Annotated in this window: 13 protein-coding genes and 2 pseudogenes; 11 read left to right on the top strand and 4 right to left on the bottom strand. The window is 61.4% G+C overall.

What is annotated here, in order from left to right; all coding sequences use genetic code 11:
- Nucleotides 1-60 precede the first annotated feature (60 nt).
- Nucleotides 61-969 carry a pantoate--beta-alanine ligase gene (panC, locus tag EN808_RS25090; protein ID WP_024505565.1) on the bottom strand — a complete coding sequence of 303 codons (909 nt, stop codon included), beginning with the start codon at nt 967-969 and terminating at the stop codon, nt 61-63.
- Nucleotides 966-1,802 carry a 3-methyl-2-oxobutanoate hydroxymethyltransferase gene (gene panB, locus EN808_RS25095; protein ID WP_126063927.1) on the bottom strand — a complete coding sequence of 279 codons (837 nt, stop codon included), beginning with the start codon at nt 1,800-1,802 and terminating at the stop codon, nt 966-968. Before panB ends, panC begins: the two co-directional genes overlap by 4 nt.
- A 171-nt stretch (nt 1,803-1,973) precedes the next feature.
- On the opposite strand from panB, the gene EN808_RS25100 reads away from it, so the two are divergent.
- The 10 genes from EN808_RS25100 (at nt 1,974) to EN808_RS25145 (ending at nt 13,367) form a co-directional block, all read left to right on the top strand.
- Nucleotides 1,974-2,936 (top strand): hypothetical protein, encoded by a 963-nt coding sequence (locus EN808_RS25100; protein ID WP_126063926.1) that lies wholly within the window; start codon nt 1,974-1,976, stop codon nt 2,934-2,936.
- Between the two features lie 62 nt (nt 2,937-2,998).
- On the top strand, nt 2,999-3,973 hold the full coding sequence (gene nadA, locus EN808_RS25105; protein WP_126063925.1) for a quinolinate synthase NadA: 975 nt from the start codon (nt 2,999-3,001) through the stop codon (nt 3,971-3,973).
- The gene (locus EN808_RS25110; RefSeq protein ID WP_024505569.1) at nt 3,970-5,511 is read left to right on the top strand and encodes an L-aspartate oxidase; all 1,542 of its coding nucleotides are present in this window, start codon (nt 3,970-3,972) and stop codon (nt 5,509-5,511) included. The genes nadA and EN808_RS25110 overlap by 4 nt, the downstream gene beginning before the upstream one ends.
- Nucleotide 5,512: 1 nt before the next feature.
- Complete coding sequence (gene nadC / locus EN808_RS25115) at nt 5,513-6,394, top strand: carboxylating nicotinate-nucleotide diphosphorylase (protein WP_024505570.1); 882 nt, start codon at nt 5,513-5,515, stop codon at nt 6,392-6,394.
- Nucleotides 6,395-6,568: 174 nt separating this feature from the next.
- Entirely contained in the window at nt 6,569-7,537 is a 969-nt protein-coding gene (gene bioB, locus EN808_RS25120) for a biotin synthase BioB (RefSeq protein ID WP_245454882.1), read from the top strand.
- On the top strand, nt 7,534-8,673 hold the full coding sequence (locus EN808_RS25125) for an 8-amino-7-oxononanoate synthase (protein ID WP_024505572.1): 1,140 nt from the start codon (nt 7,534-7,536) through the stop codon (nt 8,671-8,673). Before bioB ends, EN808_RS25125 begins: the two co-directional genes overlap by 4 nt.
- On the top strand, nt 8,670-9,305 hold the full coding sequence (bioD, locus tag EN808_RS25130) for a dethiobiotin synthase (RefSeq protein WP_063169254.1): 636 nt from the start codon (nt 8,670-8,672) through the stop codon (nt 9,303-9,305). Before EN808_RS25125 ends, bioD begins: the two co-directional genes overlap by 4 nt.
- A complete protein-coding gene (locus EN808_RS25135; protein ID WP_126080683.1) occupies nt 9,305-10,570 on the top strand; it encodes an adenosylmethionine--8-amino-7-oxononanoate transaminase in 1,266 nt (421 codons plus the stop codon). Before bioD ends, EN808_RS25135 begins: the two co-directional genes overlap by 1 nt.
- Nucleotides 10,567-11,550, top strand: a complete 984-nt coding sequence (locus EN808_RS25140) for a beta-ketoacyl-ACP synthase III (protein WP_126063924.1) — start codon at nt 10,567-10,569, stop codon at nt 11,548-11,550. The genes EN808_RS25135 and EN808_RS25140 overlap by 4 nt, the downstream gene beginning before the upstream one ends.
- Nucleotides 11,551-11,723: 173 nt before the next feature.
- Entirely contained in the window at nt 11,724-13,367 is a 1,644-nt protein-coding gene (locus tag EN808_RS25145; RefSeq protein ID WP_126063923.1) for an MFS transporter, read from the top strand.
- Nucleotides 13,368-13,601: 234 nt separating this feature from the next.
- Here EN808_RS25145 and hemN read toward each other — a convergent pair.
- Both hemN and EN808_RS25155 read right to left on the bottom strand, forming a co-directional pair.
- Nucleotides 13,602-14,928, bottom strand: a pseudogene (gene hemN / locus EN808_RS25150) (oxygen-independent coproporphyrinogen III oxidase).
- 470 nt (nt 14,929-15,398) lie between these two features.
- Nucleotides 15,399-15,755, bottom strand: a complete 357-nt coding sequence (locus EN808_RS25155; protein WP_024505577.1) for a hypothetical protein — start codon at nt 15,753-15,755, stop codon at nt 15,399-15,401.
- A 682-nt stretch (nt 15,756-16,437) separates the two neighbouring features.
- Between EN808_RS25155 and EN808_RS25160 the strand changes: the two are divergent.
- Nucleotides 16,438-17,577: pseudogene (locus EN808_RS25160) on the top strand (porin).
- Nucleotides 17,578-17,684: the final 107 nt, after the last annotated feature.

Below are 17,684 nucleotides of genomic sequence, written 5' to 3' on the forward strand. Positions count from 1 at the left end.
ACGGAGACGTGGTTCTAAATGATGGCCTGTCCCTGCAGGGCATACGACGCGCCGCCGTCATCACCGCAATTGCTGTGCTGCTTCCGATTGGAGAGAGCTCCGCCCACCTGACCAACTACCGATGGGTGATATTGCGACGTTATCGATGAGCCGCGTGTCGCCAAGCCAAGCCGCAGCAAGCAAGCGTGCCGGTCGGTCAAGGCTTGCTAACGATTGCAGGTCTGTTTCTCCGCGCAGCTCCAGGTATTCGAGCTCGCGATAGCCGGCAGCCAGAATTGCTGCACGCGCTTCATCAAGCGTAGGCAGGATGGGGGAGCCGCGTGCAAGCCGCTCGGCCGTATCGAGCAGGACCGATGCTAGTTTTGGGGCAATGGCGCGTTGGGCTGGGGAGAGCCGCACGTTACGCGACGATAGCGCAAGACCATCGGCTTCGCGGACTGTCGGACAGGGCACAATAGTGATCGGAATGTCGAGATCCCGGACCAAGCGCCTGACAAGCTGAAGTTGCTGAAAATCCTTTTCGCCAAAAAAGGCGAAGTCAGCGCCGGCCTGCAGGAAGAGCTTGGCCACGACCGTCGCCACGCCATTGAAATGGCCGGGCCGGAATGCGCCGCAAAGGCATTCGCTGATGCCGGACACTGAAACGGCCGTGGCGAAGCCCACCTGGTACATTTCCTCTGTGTCCGGCACATAGAGCAGATGCGTGCCCAGCAGAGCGAGCTTGGCAGCATCGTCGCTTTCCGTCCGAGGGTAGGCAATCAGGTCGGCGGGGCTGTTGAACTGCTTGGGGTTTACGAACAGCGTCACGATCACCCGCTCGGCCCTTTCGAGCGCCTTCCGCACGAGGCTCAGATGCCCGTCGTGCAAGGCTCCCATGGTCGGCACAATACCGATCGTGGCACCCGAGCGACGCCATTGCGCAACGACGCCGCGCAGCTCGCTCACGGTTCGAGCGATCGGCACGCTCATGTGAAGTCACCGGCCTTCAAGGCGTTGACATAGAGATGTTCGACCGCCGGAAAGTGCCGGTTCCGCACATCGGTGGCGTAAGCGGCGATTGCCGCCTCAGCCTGCTCACCGAGCTCGGCATAGCGTTTGACGAACTTCGGCCGAAATGAGGTGAAGAGCCCGAGCATATCGTGGCTCACCAGAATCTGGCCGTCGCAAGCTGGCGAGGCACCGATGCCGATTGTGGGTATGTCGATATCGGCGGTTATCTGCCGTGCAAGCTGCTCCGGTATCTTTTCCAGCACCAAGGAGAAGGCGCCCGCTTCGGTTACCGCCCTGGCGTCGCGCCTGATCCGCTCTGCATCGGCTCCCCGGCCCTGCACACGATAGCCTCCAAACGTGTTTACCGCCTGCGGCGTCAGGCCCACATGGGCCATGACAGGTACGCCGCGCGCGGTAAGGAAGCGGATGGTTTCCGAGATGGTCTCGCCGCCCTCGATCTTTACCGCTGAACAACCGGTCTCACCCATCACGCGCGCAGCGTTGCCGAAAGCGTGCTCTGGGCTTTCCTCGTAGGAACCGAAGGGCAGGTCGACGACCATCAGCGCGTGTTCAAGGCCGCGGCGAACGGCCTGTCCGTGCATGATCATCATGTCGAGCGTGACCCCCAGCGTCGACGACAGGCCGTGCAGCACCATGCCGACGCTGTCGCCGACAAGAACGATGTCGCAGTGGCGATCGAGCAGCCTCGCGACCGGCGTGGTGTAGGCCGTCAAGCATACAAGTGGCGTCTGGCCTTTTCGCGATCGAATATCTGGAGGAGTCATCCCTTTTATCTCACCAGCCGCGCTCAACCGAGGCCCCTTCCCTTACGTTACCAACAGCGGGTGTCGCGTTTGGCATATTTTTGTGCGACTGCGAAGAGCTAAAAACAGCGCTTGAGTACTCTGGTGTTGACGTGCTGGCTTCCAAGGTTACATTCAATCGATTAAGGCGCTCCGTTGGGCCAACCCGCTTTCGCAAACATGGATCCTCAGACAAGAAGAACCAAGAAAGGCAAAGCCGCCGTCAAAGCTGACGAAGCCAAAGTGGACCTGACTGCCGTCGTGGTCGCCGTAAACGACAGTGAGCCCTGTGTCCTCACAGTCGGTCATGCGGACACCCTCCCTTCTGGACCTTTTGCCCTTGAGCATCGATCACTGCAGTCGGGTTTGAGGGGGTGGGTGGAGCAGCAGACCGGCCATGCACTTGGATACATCGAGCAACTCTACACCTTCGCCGATCGCGATCGCATCGGCACTGAGCGCCACCAGCGCGTCATCTCAATCAGCTATCTCGCATTGACCAGGAAGGAACAGGCAACGAACTCGGCCGCGTGCGGCTGGCAAAGTTGGTACGAATATTTTCCCTGGGAGGACCACCGCTTCGGCACGCCGCCTGTGCTGCTCGATAGATTGCGGCCCCGCCTGATTGAGTGGGCCGGCGGCGCCAGCGAGCCGACCACTCAACGCGAGCGCCGGCAGCGCGCTGCGATAGCCTTCGGCTTCGACGACCGCCATTGGAACGAGGAACTCACGCTCCAACGCTACGAGTTGCTCTATGAAGCTGGTCTGATTGAGGAGGCCGGTGGCGGCAGGGACGCGATTGCGGCCGCGGCTGGCAAACCAATGGTCGCTGACCACCGTCGTATTCTGGCAACCGGGATCGCGCGGCTGCGTTCGAAGATCAAATACCGGCCGGTCGTGTTCGAGCTTATGCGGCCTTCCTTCACGCTGCTGCAACTGCAGCGAACCGTGGAAGCTTTGGCTGGCAGGCTGATCAACAAGCCGAACTTCCGGAGATTGGTCGAGCAGCAGGAACTTGTTGAGGAGACCGGGGAGACCTCCCTCGACACGGGCGGCCGACCGGCGAAGCTTTATCGCTTCCGGCATGCCGTCCTCGACGACAGGGCTATCGCCGGGACAAAATTACCGCTGGCGCGGGCTTGACATACTTATAGTCAAGGTAGATATATTCCCTTATTGTCAAACCGAATATAATCGAGGCGCCAATGACTGGGGCGTTACCTATGGCTGCGTCCCTGTATGAGCGTGTCCGGCGGGTGATCCCACCCGTTGAATGGCTCGCGTTCGCCGGCGATATTGAAGCCATCTTAGCGCTGAAGCGTGAGCGCAATGCGGTGGTGCTGGCGCACAATTACCAGACGCCCGAAATTTTTCATTGCGTGGCAGACATCGTCGGCGACAGCCTGGCGTTGGCCCACAAGGCGGTGACGGTCGACGCCGACATCATCGTGGTTGCCGGCGTTCATTTCATGGCCGAGACGGCAAAACTGCTCAATCCGAACAAGACCGTGCTCATCCCGGATCTCCGCGCCGGCTGCTCGCTGGCCGAATCGATCACGGCAAACGACGTGCGGCTAATGCGGCTGCGGTATCCGGGGGTCCCCGTTGTTACTTACGTCAACACTTCCGCCGCCGTAAAAGCGGAGTCCGACATCTGCTGCACGTCCGGCAACGCCAAGGCGGTGGTGGAATCGCTTGGCGTGGCGCGTGTGCTGATGCTCCCGGACGAATATCTGGCGAGGAACGTGGCAGCCGATACAGACGTCGAGATCATCGCCTGGAAAGGCCATTGCGAGGTGCATGAGCGCTTCACCGCAGCAGACATCCGGGAACTGCGCGATGCCCATCCAGGCGTCATCGTGCTGGCCCATCCAGAATGCCCACCAGACGTTGTCGCGGAGGCGGAGTTCTCCGGCTCGACCGCGGCGATGTCGGATTATGTCGAGCGTGAGAAACCGACGCGTGTCGTCCTTCTGACCGAATGTTCGATGAGCGACAACGTCGCGGTCGCGCATCCCGACGTCGAGTTCGTTCGCCCATGCAATCTGTGCCCGCACATGAAGCGCATCAACCTGGCCAACATTCGCGCCGCACTCGAGCAGAACCGGCATGAGGTCCGGATTGATCCCGAAATTGCCGGCCCCGCCCGCCGCGCGGTCGAGCGCATGCTTTCCCTATGAGTCTGGAGGTTCGCGACATCGCCGGGGCGCCGGTCGTCATCGGCGGCGGCATTGCCGGCCTGATGACGGCGCTTCATCTGGCGCCGGAACCGGTCGTGCTTTTGACCAACGCGCCGCTTGGAACCGGAGCCTGCAGTGAACTTGCCCAGGGCGGTCTTGCGGCAAGTCTCGGGGGCGACGACGGCCCAGATTTTCACCTTTGCGACACGATAGCTGCCGGCGACGGACTCTGCGATGAGGCCACGGTGCGGCGAGTGGTACGAGCTGCACCCGAAGCGATTAGGACGATCCAAAGGTTCGGCGTCGACTTCGACCAGCACCCTGACCGCGCGTTGCGACTTGGGCTCGAGGCGGCACACTCGCGACGGCGAATTGTGCATGCAGCCGGCGACGCCACCGGTCGCGAGTTGGTGCGCGCGCTCGTCGCCGCGGTTCGGCGTACAGCCTCGATCACCATTATCGAAAATGTGGAGGTCCGCCGGCTGGTCGTGCAGGACGGGTCGGTCATCGCCGTGGTCGCAGCAGGACGAGCCGGCGCGCTCGCTCTGCCCACGCGTCGCGCGGTGCTGGCGACCGGCGGCGTCGGCGGGCTGTTTTGCGACACGACAAACCCCGCTGGCTCATGGGGTCACGGGCTGGCGCTCGCCGCATGGGCGGGGGCGGAACTCGCCGACTTGGAATTCATACAGTTCCATCCAACTGCGCTCGACGGTCCGCGCCGGCCGATGCCGCTGGTGAGCGAAGCCGTGCGTGGCGAAGGCGCGGTGCTCATCGATGAGCGAGGAGAGCGCTTCCTCGCCGACACACCTGGCGGTGAACTTGCGCCTCGCGACGTCGTAGCGCGCGCCATTTGGCACCAGCTTGCCGTTGGACGCCGCGTATTCCTGGACGCACGGCAAAGTCTCGGCCCGAGATTTGGCAAGCGTTTTCCAGGCATCGCCGAATTGTGCCGGAGCGCAGGAATCGACCCCGCGACCGACCTGATCCCGGTGCGCCCGGCGGCACATTATCACATGGGCGGCGTCGCCGTAGACAGCGCCGGCCGCAGCTCCATCGAGGGATTGTGGGCCTGCGGTGAGGTGGCCTGTACCGGCCTGCACGGCGCCAACCGCCTGGCCAGCAACTCGCTCACCGAAGCGGCGGTCACCGCGAGCTGGGTTGCCGAAAGCGTTGCCGGCACGTCGTATACCCGGCGACCGCGCAGATGCTCCACATTCGTCCCTCCACGACCAGACGCTTCCGTGGTCCGCCCGATTGTCTCCGCCGCCCTGGGTATCATCCGCGACGGCGAGGCAATGCGCGAAGCGGTGGCGACCCTGCTGCCGATCGCAGCCAATAGTGTCGCTGCCTCTGGTCCGGCTTTGGTCTCACTGATGATCGCCGCGGCGGCCCTGAGGCGGGAAGAGAGTCGAGGCGCGCACTGTCGGTCCGATTTCCCGCTCCACGATGCCAACGTGCGCCCATCACGGCTGACACTGCACAGCGCAATGCGGGCCGCGGCCGCACTCGATTGCCGGGCTACCATACGGAGCACTTGATATGACTTCATTCTCCCCCCTCCCCGCGACCCTGATCGAACCGATTGTGCGCGTTGCGCTCCTCGAAGACCTGGGCAGATCCGGCGACCTGACCACCGATGCGGTTATCCCGTATGATTGCACTGCCACGTTGGTGCTCAAAGCGAGGCAGGCGGGCGTCGTTGCCGGGCTCGATCTGGTCTCGTATGCCTTCCTTCTCGTGGAACCGGCGATCAACATCCAGATCTGGCGCCCTGATGGCAGCGAGGTTGGGGCCGGGGAAACCATTGCAAGATTGTCCGGACCCGCACGAGGCCTGCTCACGGCCGAACGCACGGCCCTCAATTTCTTATGCCGGCTGAGCGGCATTGCCACTGCCACAGCGGCCATGGTTGAGGCCGTGCGCGGTCACAAGGCGAGGATTGTATCGACGCGAAAGACGACGCCCGGGCTGCGGGCATTGGAGAAATACGCCGTGCGCGTCGGCGGCGGTGCCAATCACCGGTTCGGCCTCGATGACGGCGTGCTCATAAAGGACAACCACATCGCGATCGCCGGCGATATCCGCACAGCAATAGAGCGGGCGCGCGCCGCAGCAGGGCATATGGTGAAGGTCGAGGTCGAGGTCGACACGCTGAAGCAGCTCGATGCAGCGCTCGCGATTGGTGTTGACGCGGTGCTGCTCGACAATATGTCGGTCGAGGATCTTGCCCGCGCGGTTTCTATAGTGGATGGCCGTACGATCACCGAGGCGTCCGGTCGGGTGATGCCGAAAACGGCGGCGGCGATTGCGGCGACCGGTGTCGATCTCATCTCCATGGGTTGGCTGACGCACAGCGCCCCGATCCTCGACATCGGCCTGGACATGCCGGACCACCAGAACATCTGCAAGCACTTGAACTGAGGATTACGGCGTGAGGAGCAACATCAGCTCGGCAGGCGTAGGAGGTGCTGGAAAGACGTGCCGCAGCTCGCCTTTAGCGAGTGCGCCCCAAAGCCAAGAAGGCGTACCGGACTAGCAAACAAAGGTTTGACGATGACGATTGGAATGAACTCGGAGTTCGACGTGAACCAGACCATGCAATCGGTCGATGGAACGCCTCCGCGATGGAACCGCAAAGAGGCCGAGGCCATCTACGGCATGCCATTCAACGATCTGCTGTTCCTAGCTCAGACGATCCACCGCCAGAACTTCGATCGAAACCGAGTGCAGCTGTCGCGGCTCCTTAGCATCAAGACCGGCGGGTGCCCCGAAGATTGCGGCTATTGCAGCCAGTCTGCGCATTACGAAACCGGTGTGAAGGCGTCGAAGCTGGTGGACGTCAAGCATGTCATCGACGAAGCGGCCATGGCGCGTGATGGCGGCGCAACGCGCTATTGCATGGGCGCGGCGTGGCGAAGTCCCAAGGAGCGCGACATGGAGGTTGTGGTCGCCATGATTGAGGGCGTCAAGGCCCTCGGCATGGAGACCTGCATGACGCTCGGCATGCTCGATCTTGAGCAAGCTGCTCGCCTGAAGCAGGCCGGTCTCGACTACTATAACCACAACATCGATACCTCTGAGCGCTACTATGGCGAGGTTATTTCAACCAGGACTTTTGCCGACCGGCTGGAAACGCTTGGGCACGTGCGCGCGGTTGGGATGAAAGTCTGCTGCGGCGGCATTGTCGGGATGGGAGAAGAAAAGACCGATCGCATCGACATGCTGGTCACGCTCGCGAACCTGCCCGAGCCGCCGGAAAGCGTGCCGATCAACATGCTTATTCCCATCGAAGGCACGCCGCTTGCCGCGGCCGACGCCATCGATCCGATCGATTTCGTCCGCATCGTTGCGCTCGCGCGGGTGATGATGCCGAAATCCTATGTAAGGCTGTCCGCCGGCAGGACGGCGATGAGCGACGAAACGCAGGCGCTGTGCTTCTTTGCCGGGGCCAATTCGATCTTTGTCGGCGACACGCTGCTGACGGCGGGAAATCCCGGCGAGGACAAGGATACCCTTCTGTTCCGGCGCCTCGGCATTGAGCCTATGGAACTCGCCACGCAATGAAGGAGGCAATTCTTGCCCGCTATGACGCAACCTTGCGGGGACTGGGGCGCAAGGACCGGTTGCGGACGCTCGCACCGCGCGCCGGGCTCGACTTCTCGTCGAACGACTATATCGGACTTGCCGCCTCCAAAAGACTGGGCGATGCGGTTTCGACGGCGATTGCGCGGGGCACGCCAGTGGGCGCCACCGGATCGCGGCTGTTGCGCGGCAATGCACCGGAACATGAGCAACTGGAGGCGGACGCAGCGGCATTTTTCGGAGCCGAGCGTGCACTGTTCTTCGGCAGCGGCTATATCGCCAACTTCGCTCTGCTGACGGCCCTGCCGCAGAAAGGCGACCTGCTGGTCCTCGACGAGCTCGCTCATGCCAGCATGCATGAGGGTGCCCAGGCCGGGCGCGCTGAGTTCAAGCTGGCCGCGCACAACGACGTCGACGCTGTCGAGGACGCAATCACCCGCTGGCGCGCCGAAGGCGGCATGGGGCGGGTGTGGATCGCCTTCGAAAGCCTTTACAGCATGGATGGCGACCGTGCGCCGATGGAGAGCCTGGTCGCGCTGGCTGATCGGTACCAGGCATTCATCGTCGTCGATGAAGCGCATGCCACCGGCGTCTGGGGACCGGACGGCCGGGGACTGGCCGCCGCGTATGAAGGCCGCGACAACATCGTCACGCTCCACACATGCGGCAAGGCGCTTGGCGCATCCGGCGCGCTCGTTACCGGACCGCGAACACTGTGCGACTATCTTATCAACCGGTGCCGGCCATTCATCTATGCGACCGCACCATCGCCGCTGATGGCAGTCGCGGCACGTGAGGCGCTGACTATTCTGTCTGACGAGCCTATGCGTCGTGCTCAGTTGCACGAGCGTGTCGCTTTCGCGAGCCGGCAATTGGCCGAACGCTGCGGCGTGATGCCCAGCGGTTCGCAGATCCAGCCGCTTGTGATCGGCGATAACAGCCGCACCATGGCGGTGGCGGCAGGACTGCAGGCACGCGGCTTCGACATACGCGGCATTCGCCCGCCGACAGTGCCTGAGGGTACGTCGCGCCTGCGCATTTCGCTGACTCTCAACGTCGACGAAGCCGACATTTCCGCCATGGTCGAGGCTCTCGTCGGAGTGTTGGCCACAGCATGACCAAACGCATCGTCGTCACCGGAACAGACACTGGAATTGGCAAGACAGTGTTTTCGGCCGGACTTGCCGGGCTGCTCGACGGCTTCTACTGGAAGCCGGTGCAATCGGGCCTCAACGAGGAGACCGACAGCGAGGTCGTCGCCCGGCTTTCCGGCTTGCCCGACGGACGCGTGCTGCCCGAAGTCTATCGACTGACGATGCCGCTGTCGCCGCATCGATCAGCCGAAATCGACGGCGTCGCGATCGAGGCCGACGATCTTTCATTTCCGGTCCTGCCGACACCGCTCGTCATCGAAGGCGCCGGCGGGCTGATGGTGCCGCTCAATCGACAGACAAGGTTCATTGACATATTCGAACAATGGCGGCTGCCGGTCATACTGTGCGCCCGCACCGCGCTTGGCACCATCAATCATACGCTGTTGTCGATCGAGGCCCTGAGAGCCCGCTCCATCCCGCTCATCGGCATTGCCTTCATTGGCGAAGAGGTGGCCGATACACAAAGGACAATCGTGGAATTCGGCGGCGTGCCGCAGCTGGGCAGGCTGCCGCACCTCGGTCCGCTGACGGGTGAAACGTTGAGAGATGCAATGATTTCCGGCTTCGACCTGGCCATGATTGCCGGAGGCGACTGATGGCGGAGTCTCGAGTCTGGCATCCGTTCACGCAGCACGCGCTAGAGCCCTCGGTCCCTGAAATCGTGCTGACTGAAGGCGCCTATCTCCACAAGGCCGACGGCTTCCGCATCCTCGATGCGATTTCTTCCTGGTGGGTCGTCACCCATGGCCATCGCCACCCCCGCATCATGAAGGCCATCGAGACGACCGCGTCGAGCCTCGACCAGATCATCTTCGCGGGCTTCACCCACGAGCCGGCCGAACGGCTGGCCGAGGCGCTTATCGGCATCGCACCCGCCGGCCTCGACCGGGTGTTCTATTCCGACAGTGGCTCCACCTCAGTCGAAGTCGCGCTGAAGATGGCGCTCGGCTATTTCCGCAACATCGGCGCGCCGCGTTCGCGCATCGCCGTCATGGAGCACAGCTATCATGGCGACACGATCGGGGCGATGAGCGTCGGCGCCCGCGGCGTCTTCAACGCCGCCTATGATCCTTTGCTGTTCGAGGTCGACGCCATCCCCTTCCCGGCCGCCGGGCGCGAGCAGGAAACGCTGGATCGGTTCGAGGCCGTTAGCCGCGACCGGCGCGCAGCCGCGCTGATCGTCGAGCCGCTGGTGCTTGGCGCCGGCGGCATGCTGATGTATCCGGCCTGGGTTCTTGCCGAATTGAAGAGGATCGCCGAAGCCTCCGGCACGCTGCTGATCGCCGATGAAGTGATGACCGGCTGGGGGCGCACCGGAACCATGTTTGCCTGCGAACAGGCGTCCGTCTCGCCCGACATCTTGTGCACCTCGAAAGGTCTGACCGGTGGTACCATCCCGCTGGCCGCCACGATCGCCACCGATGCCATCTTCCACGCTCACTTTTCGGAGGATCGCAAGAAGACGTTTTTCCATTCGAGCTCCTACACCGCCAATCCGATCGCCTGCGCGGCAGCACTTGCCAATGTCGAGATCTGGCGTGACGAGCCGGTGGCCGAGCGGATCGCGGTCTTGAGCGCGAGGCAGGCCGCCGGGCTGCAACGCTTCCGGGTCAATCCATATTTCACCGACTGCCGGACAACCGGCACCATCGCGGCACTCGACCTACGCACCGGCTCAGCCGGTTATCTGGCCGAGATCGGGCCAAAACTGCGCGCTTTTTTCCTTGAGCGGGGGCTACTTGTGCGCCCGCTCGGCAATGTCCTCTATCTTCTACCGCCCTATTGCATCACCAGCGACGAATTGGGCGGGCTCTATGACGCGATAGAGGAGGCCGGCGAACGCTTCGGCTCGCGGCCATGAACCTATCGTCGCGCGTTCTCGGCTTCGGCCATCATGCGCCGGCGCGCAAGGTCGAGAACCCGGAAATCGAAGACCGGCTCGGGCTTGAGCCCGGCTGGATCGAGCGGCGCACCGGAATTCGCTCGCGCTTCTGGGCAACAGACGAAGACACGCTGTCGGGCCTTGCCGCCTCTGCCGGCGACATGGCGCTGACCAATGCCGGTATCGACCGCGGCGACGTCGGTCTACTCTTGCTCGCCACGTCGACGCCCGATCACCTTCTGCCGCCAAGCGCGCCGCTGGTCGCACATCGGCTGGGGCTAGGCCGCGCCGGAGCGATCGACCTGACCGGCGCCTGCGCCGGCTTCATCTATGCGCTGATGTTCGCCGACGGGTTCACCCGCCTGCACGGCAAAGCGAGCCTTGTCATCGCCGCCAACATCCTCAGCCACCGCATCAATTTGGCCGAGCGCGCCAGCGCCGTGCTGTTTGCCGATGCCGCCGGCGCCATGGTGATCAGTCCTTGCGATGACCCGGATCGAGGCATTCTCGGCGCTTCGGTGGATTCCGACGGCTCGCGCTACGGGCTAATCCAGATTCCCGCCGGGGGAAGCAACACTCCGTTCCATGCCGACCTCGACCTCGCGCAGACACGGATGACGATCACTGACGGCCGTGAAGTATTCAGCAAGGCCGTGGAGATGATGACCGCCTGCTCGAGAGATGCGCTCACTGCTGCCCGACTGAGGCCGCAAGACCTCGATCGTTTCGTGCCGCATCAGGCCAATGCGCGCATTTTCGACGCGGTCGGCAGGAACCTCGGCATCGCTGATCACTCGATCGTCAAGACGATCGCCGAATATGGCAACTCTTCCGCCGCGACGATCCCGCTCTCATTGTCGCTGGCCCATCGGGCGCAGCCGTTTCGGCCTGGCGAGAAAGTCCTCTTGGCGGCAGCGGGTGCGGGTCTCAGCGGCGGCGCGCTTGTGGTGGGAATTTAGCAAAGCAATGCTTGCGCACAGGACTGCTCATGAATGAGACTATGAGAATGGCTCAATACGTAAATAGTCGCCGGCAAGCTCCATAGAGCTGGGTTCCGTGCGGTGCTCCGCGATGTCTAAGTATCGACCCGCTTGCTCAAATCGCAGCGCTCATCGAAGGCCAGCAATACCTCATGCAGAGCGAAAATCCTCAACCGCCCGTTTCAAAGACGCTCGCCCCATTTCGAAACAAGGTGTTTCGCTCAATTTGGGCGGCCACCCAGATTTCCAGCCTCGGTTGGCTAGTGCAAACGGTCGCCATCAGTTGGCTTATGGCAACGATTTCAGCGTCCGACCTCATGGTGGCACTCGTCCAGGCCGCATCCACATTGCCGGTGTTCTTCCTCTCAGTTTTCGCCGGAGCCATTGCCGACAACTTCAGCCGCCGGTGGGTGATGTTTGCGGGACACTGCCTGATAGCATCGGCGTCGACGACGCTGATGATTTCTGTGGGTCTGGGATTTGTCAGTCCTTGGCTGATTCTCGGGTTAGGTTTCCTGGCCGGCTGCGGCTTTGCCTTGAATGATCCGGCTTGGCACGCTTCGGTCGGCGATATCCTTCACAAACGCGACATTCCGGCCGCAGTGACGCTTATGTCCGTCGGATACAACATTGTGCGCAGCGTTGGTCCGGCCTTGGGGGGCGTGATCCTGGCCGTCTTTGGGCCGCTGGCCGCTTTCGCCTTGGCTGCGGTGAGTGATCTGGCGCCCATAAGCGCGATATGGCGCACCAAATGGGAGGTCCGCTCTTCGCCTCTCCCTCGTGAGAGAATGACGACGGCAATTCATGACGGAGTGCGCTTTACTGCGATGTCTTTGGAGATCAGGGCAGCGACCGCCCGAGCCGCTCTTTTCGGATTGGCAAGCATCTCCATTCTGGCGTTGCTCCCCCTCGTCGTCCGGGATCAGTTGAAGAGTGGGCCAATTGTCTACGGTATCTTATTGGCCGGCTTCGGCATGGGTGCTTTCATCGCGGGCATGGGCAACGGCTTCTTGAGGAAGGTCACGTCTCAAAACAGGCTGGTGGCCTTCGCCTCTGTGGCTTGTGCAGTCTGTTGCCTCTCCCTTGCCCTTACATCGTCGATTCCTGTGGCGGCCATTTCGCTGGCGCTCGGCGGAGCGGGTTGGCTTATCACCTGGACGGGCATTGACGTGTCGGTGCAGTTGGCAAGCCCAAGGTGGGTTGTAGGCCGCACGCTCTCCATTTACTACGCCTTGAGCGCAGGCGGTATGGCTGCTGGCAGCTGGATCTGGGGTTCTGTCGCGCAAAACTATTCCTTGACCTTAGCATTGGAGGGCGCCGCAGGCGCTCTGTTGCTGGTTGCAGCAGCGGGGATCGTGTTGCCGGTCCGTCCCTGGGAAGAAACCGATCAAGAAAGTTCAGTTTTTCATCCGCCGGACGTGGCTCTCGATCTGAAACCCAGAAGTGGCCCTATCGTGGCCAAGGTCGAGTATTTGATATCGGAGGAAAATATCGAGGCCTTTCTGGGCTCCATGCGCACGCGGCGACACGTCCAGAGCCGTGCCGGTGCACGAAACTGGACGCTCCAGCGAAATCTGCAAACACCGTCACTTTGGACGGAGACATTCCGCACCCCCACCTGGATGGACTTTCTCCGCCTAAATCATCGACTCACCGCAGCAGATAAGGAAGTCGCCCAGCATCTCCTGTCACTGCATGAAGGAGAGGTGCCTCCGCAGACAGTGCTTTCGATTGAACGGACGACCGAGGCAATTCGTACCCGTACCTCGACAATCTTTTCTCGTCCTCCAAGATGACGCCATCAAGCTGCTGTCCAGGGACAGGGTGGATCACCGGTGCTTTGCAGAGCACAGCCTCACACCGAGAGCAGCGTGCTCCGGGTTGTGCGCTTTCGCGCGCACCCAGGCGAGATGATGGTGAACGCGGCGTCAAGTGGAAGTCCCCTGCATACGCTTGCGGAGTCTTCTGCGAGAGCCCATGCCGACGAGCGCCAAACAAGGTTTGATGCCTTTCGGCGTCGTGGCCTCAACTCATCGATTCGCGAGAAAAGCATCGAATGCAGCAGCAACGGCGCGAACAACAAAGCGGTGCTCCGGCCGCACGCGGATGAAGCCGTTTTCGACGTCCAGGATCCCCTCCTCAGCCAGCGTCACCAAACTCTCAACTGAATCGAGAAAACGAGCTGGTTCGATTTCGTGGGCGGCACAGATGGTCGGCACGTCGGCCTCCAAATCGCACATCAGTCGCTCGATGATCGCTGCGCGCACCCGGTCATCGTCGGTCAGACGGTGACCCTTTGATGTCGCCAGACGTCCACTTGCGATGTGCCGGGCGTAAGAATCCCGTGTTACTTCGTTCTGAACATACCCCTCGCGGACTCGGCCAATAGCCGACGCGCCTAAGCCGATCACGTTTTGCAAGTATCGGCCGAGTATCCCAGCGAATTACGCCGTAGGCGCGCCCGGTCTTCTGCGCTAGCGCGAGTTCGTCGTCCGGCGGAGCGAAATGATCGAGCCCGATCTCCCGGTAGCCAGCGCCAACCAGTGTCTCGGCGACAGCTGCAGCCTGTTCGGCGCGAAGATCGCCGTCCGGTAGACCTGCCTGCTCGATAGGCGCTGGTTCTTTATCACGGAAGGAATATGCGCGTATCCGAACACCGCAAGCCGGTTGGGGCGCATGGCGACCGCAGCCATCGCGGTCTGGATGCAGGACTGCACAGTCTGTTTCGGTAGACCGAAGATGAGGTCGAAGTTGATATGGCCAACGCCATGCCGGCGGAGATTTTGGACTGCAGCGGCCGTCTGCACCTTACTCTGGATCCGATTGATCGCCTTTGCACATCGGGATCAAAGCTCTGCACGCCGATGCTCGCGCGGTTGACACCGTTAGCTGCCAAGGCTTCGGCCATTTCCGGTGTGAACGTTCGGGGATCGATCTCCACGGTGATCGCAGCAGTTTTGCTGAAAGCGAAGTGGCGGCGTAGAAATTCCATCAGCGCCAAGTGCTCGGCTGGCCCGATAAGGTGAGGCGTTCCGCGCCGAAATGCACATCGCTCACCGGCAGCCCTTGCCGCACTTGCTCCGACACCAAACTGATCTCCTGACGCAGCACCGCTAAATAATTAAGGATCGGGCCGTTGCGACGGATGACCGCGGTAGGGAAGCCGCAATACCAGCACATGGATCGGCAAAACGGAATGTGGAAATAGAGCGACACCGATTCGTCGGCCGGGAGGCCCCCCAGCCATTCCTCATAATCGTCAGCACCAACTGCCGCAGAGAAGTCTGGCACAGTCGGATAGATGGTATACCAAGGCGGCCGGGGGTCCCGGTACTTTGTCAGGATTGAGGTGTGCAAGGAGCTGTCATCCCACGTCGCTGATCCATCATTCTTTCGTTGCGCGCTCGTCCTGGTCTCTGACCTAAGTCAGTGCGTCCCGCTTATGTCGCAGTCTCGTTTGGACAGGATGGGGTCAACCACGCCGGGGAGCGCGCGTGCCATGGTTGCGCCTGAGGTGATGGTGCGGTGCCGCATTCAACGTCTGAGTAGTACGTGACGCCAGTGCAGTGTGCTTGAGGCGTCTGCGGAAGAACTTTGCAATGCGAAATTCATGTCCGACGCAACGGACCTGTCAAGCCTCGTTCAGACGCCATCCAGGTCCAGCCAGCGGCCTTCCCTGCCGGCCGAAAAACCATACCGGCTTTAGCCACCGAGACGCTCTAAAGCTGACGTCGGCTCATTTGATGAAAGGAGGACGCCGCTAGGGGGTGCACAAGGTTCCCCGGCTTGACGTCGCTTCGAGCGAAGAGCGGCGGTGTGGCTTGTCGTCAAGCGCCGGGCAGCGTGCCCCCTACCGATATCCCGAAAAGATCGACCAAGATGGCCATGCCGACGCCACACGCGGTCTGGATGAGGCCGACCATGAAAATGCGATTGGCGCGTTCGTAGATGGGGCGCCGCAAGGAACTCATGTCGAGCAGCATGGACAGCGCTCTCATCTGCAGTGCGATGCCGAGCAGGATCGGCACTACGGCGAACAGATCGTAGAGTTGCCATGGCAAGGGGTTCGCGGCCCAATGAGTGAGGAAGCCGAGCGAAAAGGCAAGCAGGATACCCACGGCAGTGATTGTGCCGTTGCGGAAAATGGTCTCGATCGGTTCTTCCTTCGGATCGTGCTCGTCCAAGCGGCTTCCTTTCGTTGCTCTTTCCGTCGAGACTAAGTTCTCGAGAATGCTGTTCATCGCCAATTACTCGAGGCGAGCCGTAGGCAGCCGTTTCAGGGTGCGCTCCCTCTCGCTTCCGGCCGCGCAATGTACCTGCACGGCGAACTTACAGCGGCGAAAAGGTGCTGCGGCCACCATGCGACGCCTCGGACGCGCACGCCCTCTGTTCCTGGCGCAGCCCTTGCGGAGCGTACGCGCAGTGATCCTTCTCGGTAGCGCATGGCGCGGCCTCCGTTGCGGTCAGACGGGAAGCCGTCGCTGTTAAACGAGACTGTCACATATCGAACATGGCGAACCGTGTCGCACATTGCTTTTCGCAGTGACCCTCAAAAAAAGTGATTCCAGCGAGACGAAGGCGCGTCGGCCCGATTTTGGTGTCGGCCGCATTTACGCTTCAGGTTGGCATGTCGCTTGCTGCTCTATTTCGGAGAGCTGCAGCGGTCCGACCGGAGTGTTTCACATGTAAACGATAATGAATCTCCTAACAGAAAACACTATTATAAGTACATGTGGCTTTTACGCTGGCTCACCTCTCGTGTCAAGCGCTTTGGCGTCCACATATTGGAGACAACACGCACAAAATTTAGAGGAAAAGCTTGCTCTTTCGCCTCTATCCTTTTTATTCCTTCATGGAGATCTAGACATGTACATCAAGAGTCCTCTTCTCGGCTTAACTGCTCTGATGACCGTTTCCGTCGGTCGAGCAGCTGGCGCCGAGCGGGAACCGGCCGAGTACATCAAGATCTGCGACGTCCTCGGCTCGGGATATTCCTATATTCCCAACACCGAGACCTGCCTGCGCATCGGCGGCTATGTCCGTTACGATATCGGCCTGGGTGACGTCCGATCGTATGACAGCGCAAGAACCTCGGACGTGAGAACTGGCGAGGACCAAGGCACTTGGCGAAACAGCACACGCTTCACGTTCAAAACTTGGACCGGCCAGCAGACCGAGCTCGGCGCGTTGACGACCTATACCGAAACCCACGTGAATTTTGGCAACAGCGCTAACTCGCATGACAGTCCTCAGAACTATGATTTCAACAGCGGCCTCGCACTGGCTTCTGCCTAGGTCGAGCTGGGAGGCCTGCGAGTTGGCAAGGAGGGGTCGGCCTTCGATACGTTTGTAAGCTACGCTGGCGACGTTCTCGATAGTATGCTCGTTCCGTCGGCCGGCTTCGACACCAACGTGGCTCAGTACCACTTCGACGCCGGCAACGGCATTTCGACTGTGATTTCGCTCGAACAAGGATCGGGCTCAGCCGGTACTATCGACAGCTATATTCCGCACGTTGTCGCCGGCTTGAAATACACGCAAGGCTGGGGCTCGATCACCGGCGTCGCGGCTTATGACAGCAATTACGAAGCTTTTGCCGGCAAGATCCGCGTCGACGTCGCTGTCACAAACCAGCTGTCGCTGTTTGGACTCTTCGGCTACGGTTCCAATGCCAGTCTCAACGAGGACTCAAACGGCGCAATTGCCAATCATGGGCGCGGCTCGTACAAAATCTGGAACGGCCAGTGGGCTTTCTGGGCGGGCGCCACCTACGAGTTTGACGAGAAAACTTCGTTCAACCTTCAGGTCTCGGGTGATCAGCTCAAGGATGCTGGTGTGGCTGCAAACGTCGCCTACATGGTCGTTCCCGGCTTCACGGTCACAGCCGAGGTCGATTACGACCACTACGGCAACTCTGGCCTCGGCCCTGCCGAGCCTACCGCCGTCAAGGGCACGAGCAAGCCGAACAGCGTCGGCGGCATTCTCCGCTTACAAGGCTCATTTTGAAATCTCTCCAGTCGCGAGCATGGCAAAGGCACTTGCCTCGACAACGCACGCATGGAGAGCTTCGTTCGCCATCTTGAAGTCTGCATCGACCGTCCACGGCCCATCGT

Origin of the sequence: Mesorhizobium sp. M8A.F.Ca.ET.165.01.1.1 (assembly GCF_004792065.1) — a bacterium.
Lineage (GTDB): Bacteria > Pseudomonadota > Alphaproteobacteria > Rhizobiales > Rhizobiaceae > Mesorhizobium.

What these genes read in the sequence shown, in the direction of transcription:
- EN808_RS25140 (WP_126063924.1), top strand. Translation starts at nt 10,567, where the DNA reads ATGAACCTATCGTCGCGCGTTCTCGGCTTCGGCCATCATGCGCCGGCG.
- nadC (WP_024505570.1), top strand. Translation starts at nt 5,513, where the DNA reads ATGACTTCATTCTCCCCCCTCCCCGCGACCCTGATCGAACCGATTGTG.
- panC (WP_024505565.1), bottom strand. Translation starts at nt 969, where the DNA reads ATGAGCGTGCCGATCGCTCGAACCGTGAGCGAGCTGCGCGGCGTCGTT.
- EN808_RS25100 (WP_126063926.1), top strand. Translation starts at nt 1,974, where the DNA reads ATGGATCCTCAGACAAGAAGAACCAAGAAAGGCAAAGCCGCCGTCAAA.
- EN808_RS25110 (WP_024505569.1), top strand. Translation starts at nt 3,970, where the DNA reads ATGAGTCTGGAGGTTCGCGACATCGCCGGGGCGCCGGTCGTCATCGGC.
- EN808_RS25125 (WP_024505572.1), top strand. Translation starts at nt 7,534, where the DNA reads ATGAAGGAGGCAATTCTTGCCCGCTATGACGCAACCTTGCGGGGACTG.
- EN808_RS25145 (WP_126063923.1), top strand. Translation starts at nt 11,724, where the DNA reads ATGCAGAGCGAAAATCCTCAACCGCCCGTTTCAAAGACGCTCGCCCCA.
- EN808_RS25135 (WP_126080683.1), top strand. Translation starts at nt 9,305, where the DNA reads ATGGCGGAGTCTCGAGTCTGGCATCCGTTCACGCAGCACGCGCTAGAG.
- bioD (WP_063169254.1), top strand. Translation starts at nt 8,670, where the DNA reads ATGACCAAACGCATCGTCGTCACCGGAACAGACACTGGAATTGGCAAG.
- bioB (WP_245454882.1), top strand. Translation starts at nt 6,569, where the DNA reads ATGCAATCGGTCGATGGAACGCCTCCGCGATGGAACCGCAAAGAGGCC.
- nadA (WP_126063925.1), top strand. Translation starts at nt 2,999, where the DNA reads ATGACTGGGGCGTTACCTATGGCTGCGTCCCTGTATGAGCGTGTCCGG.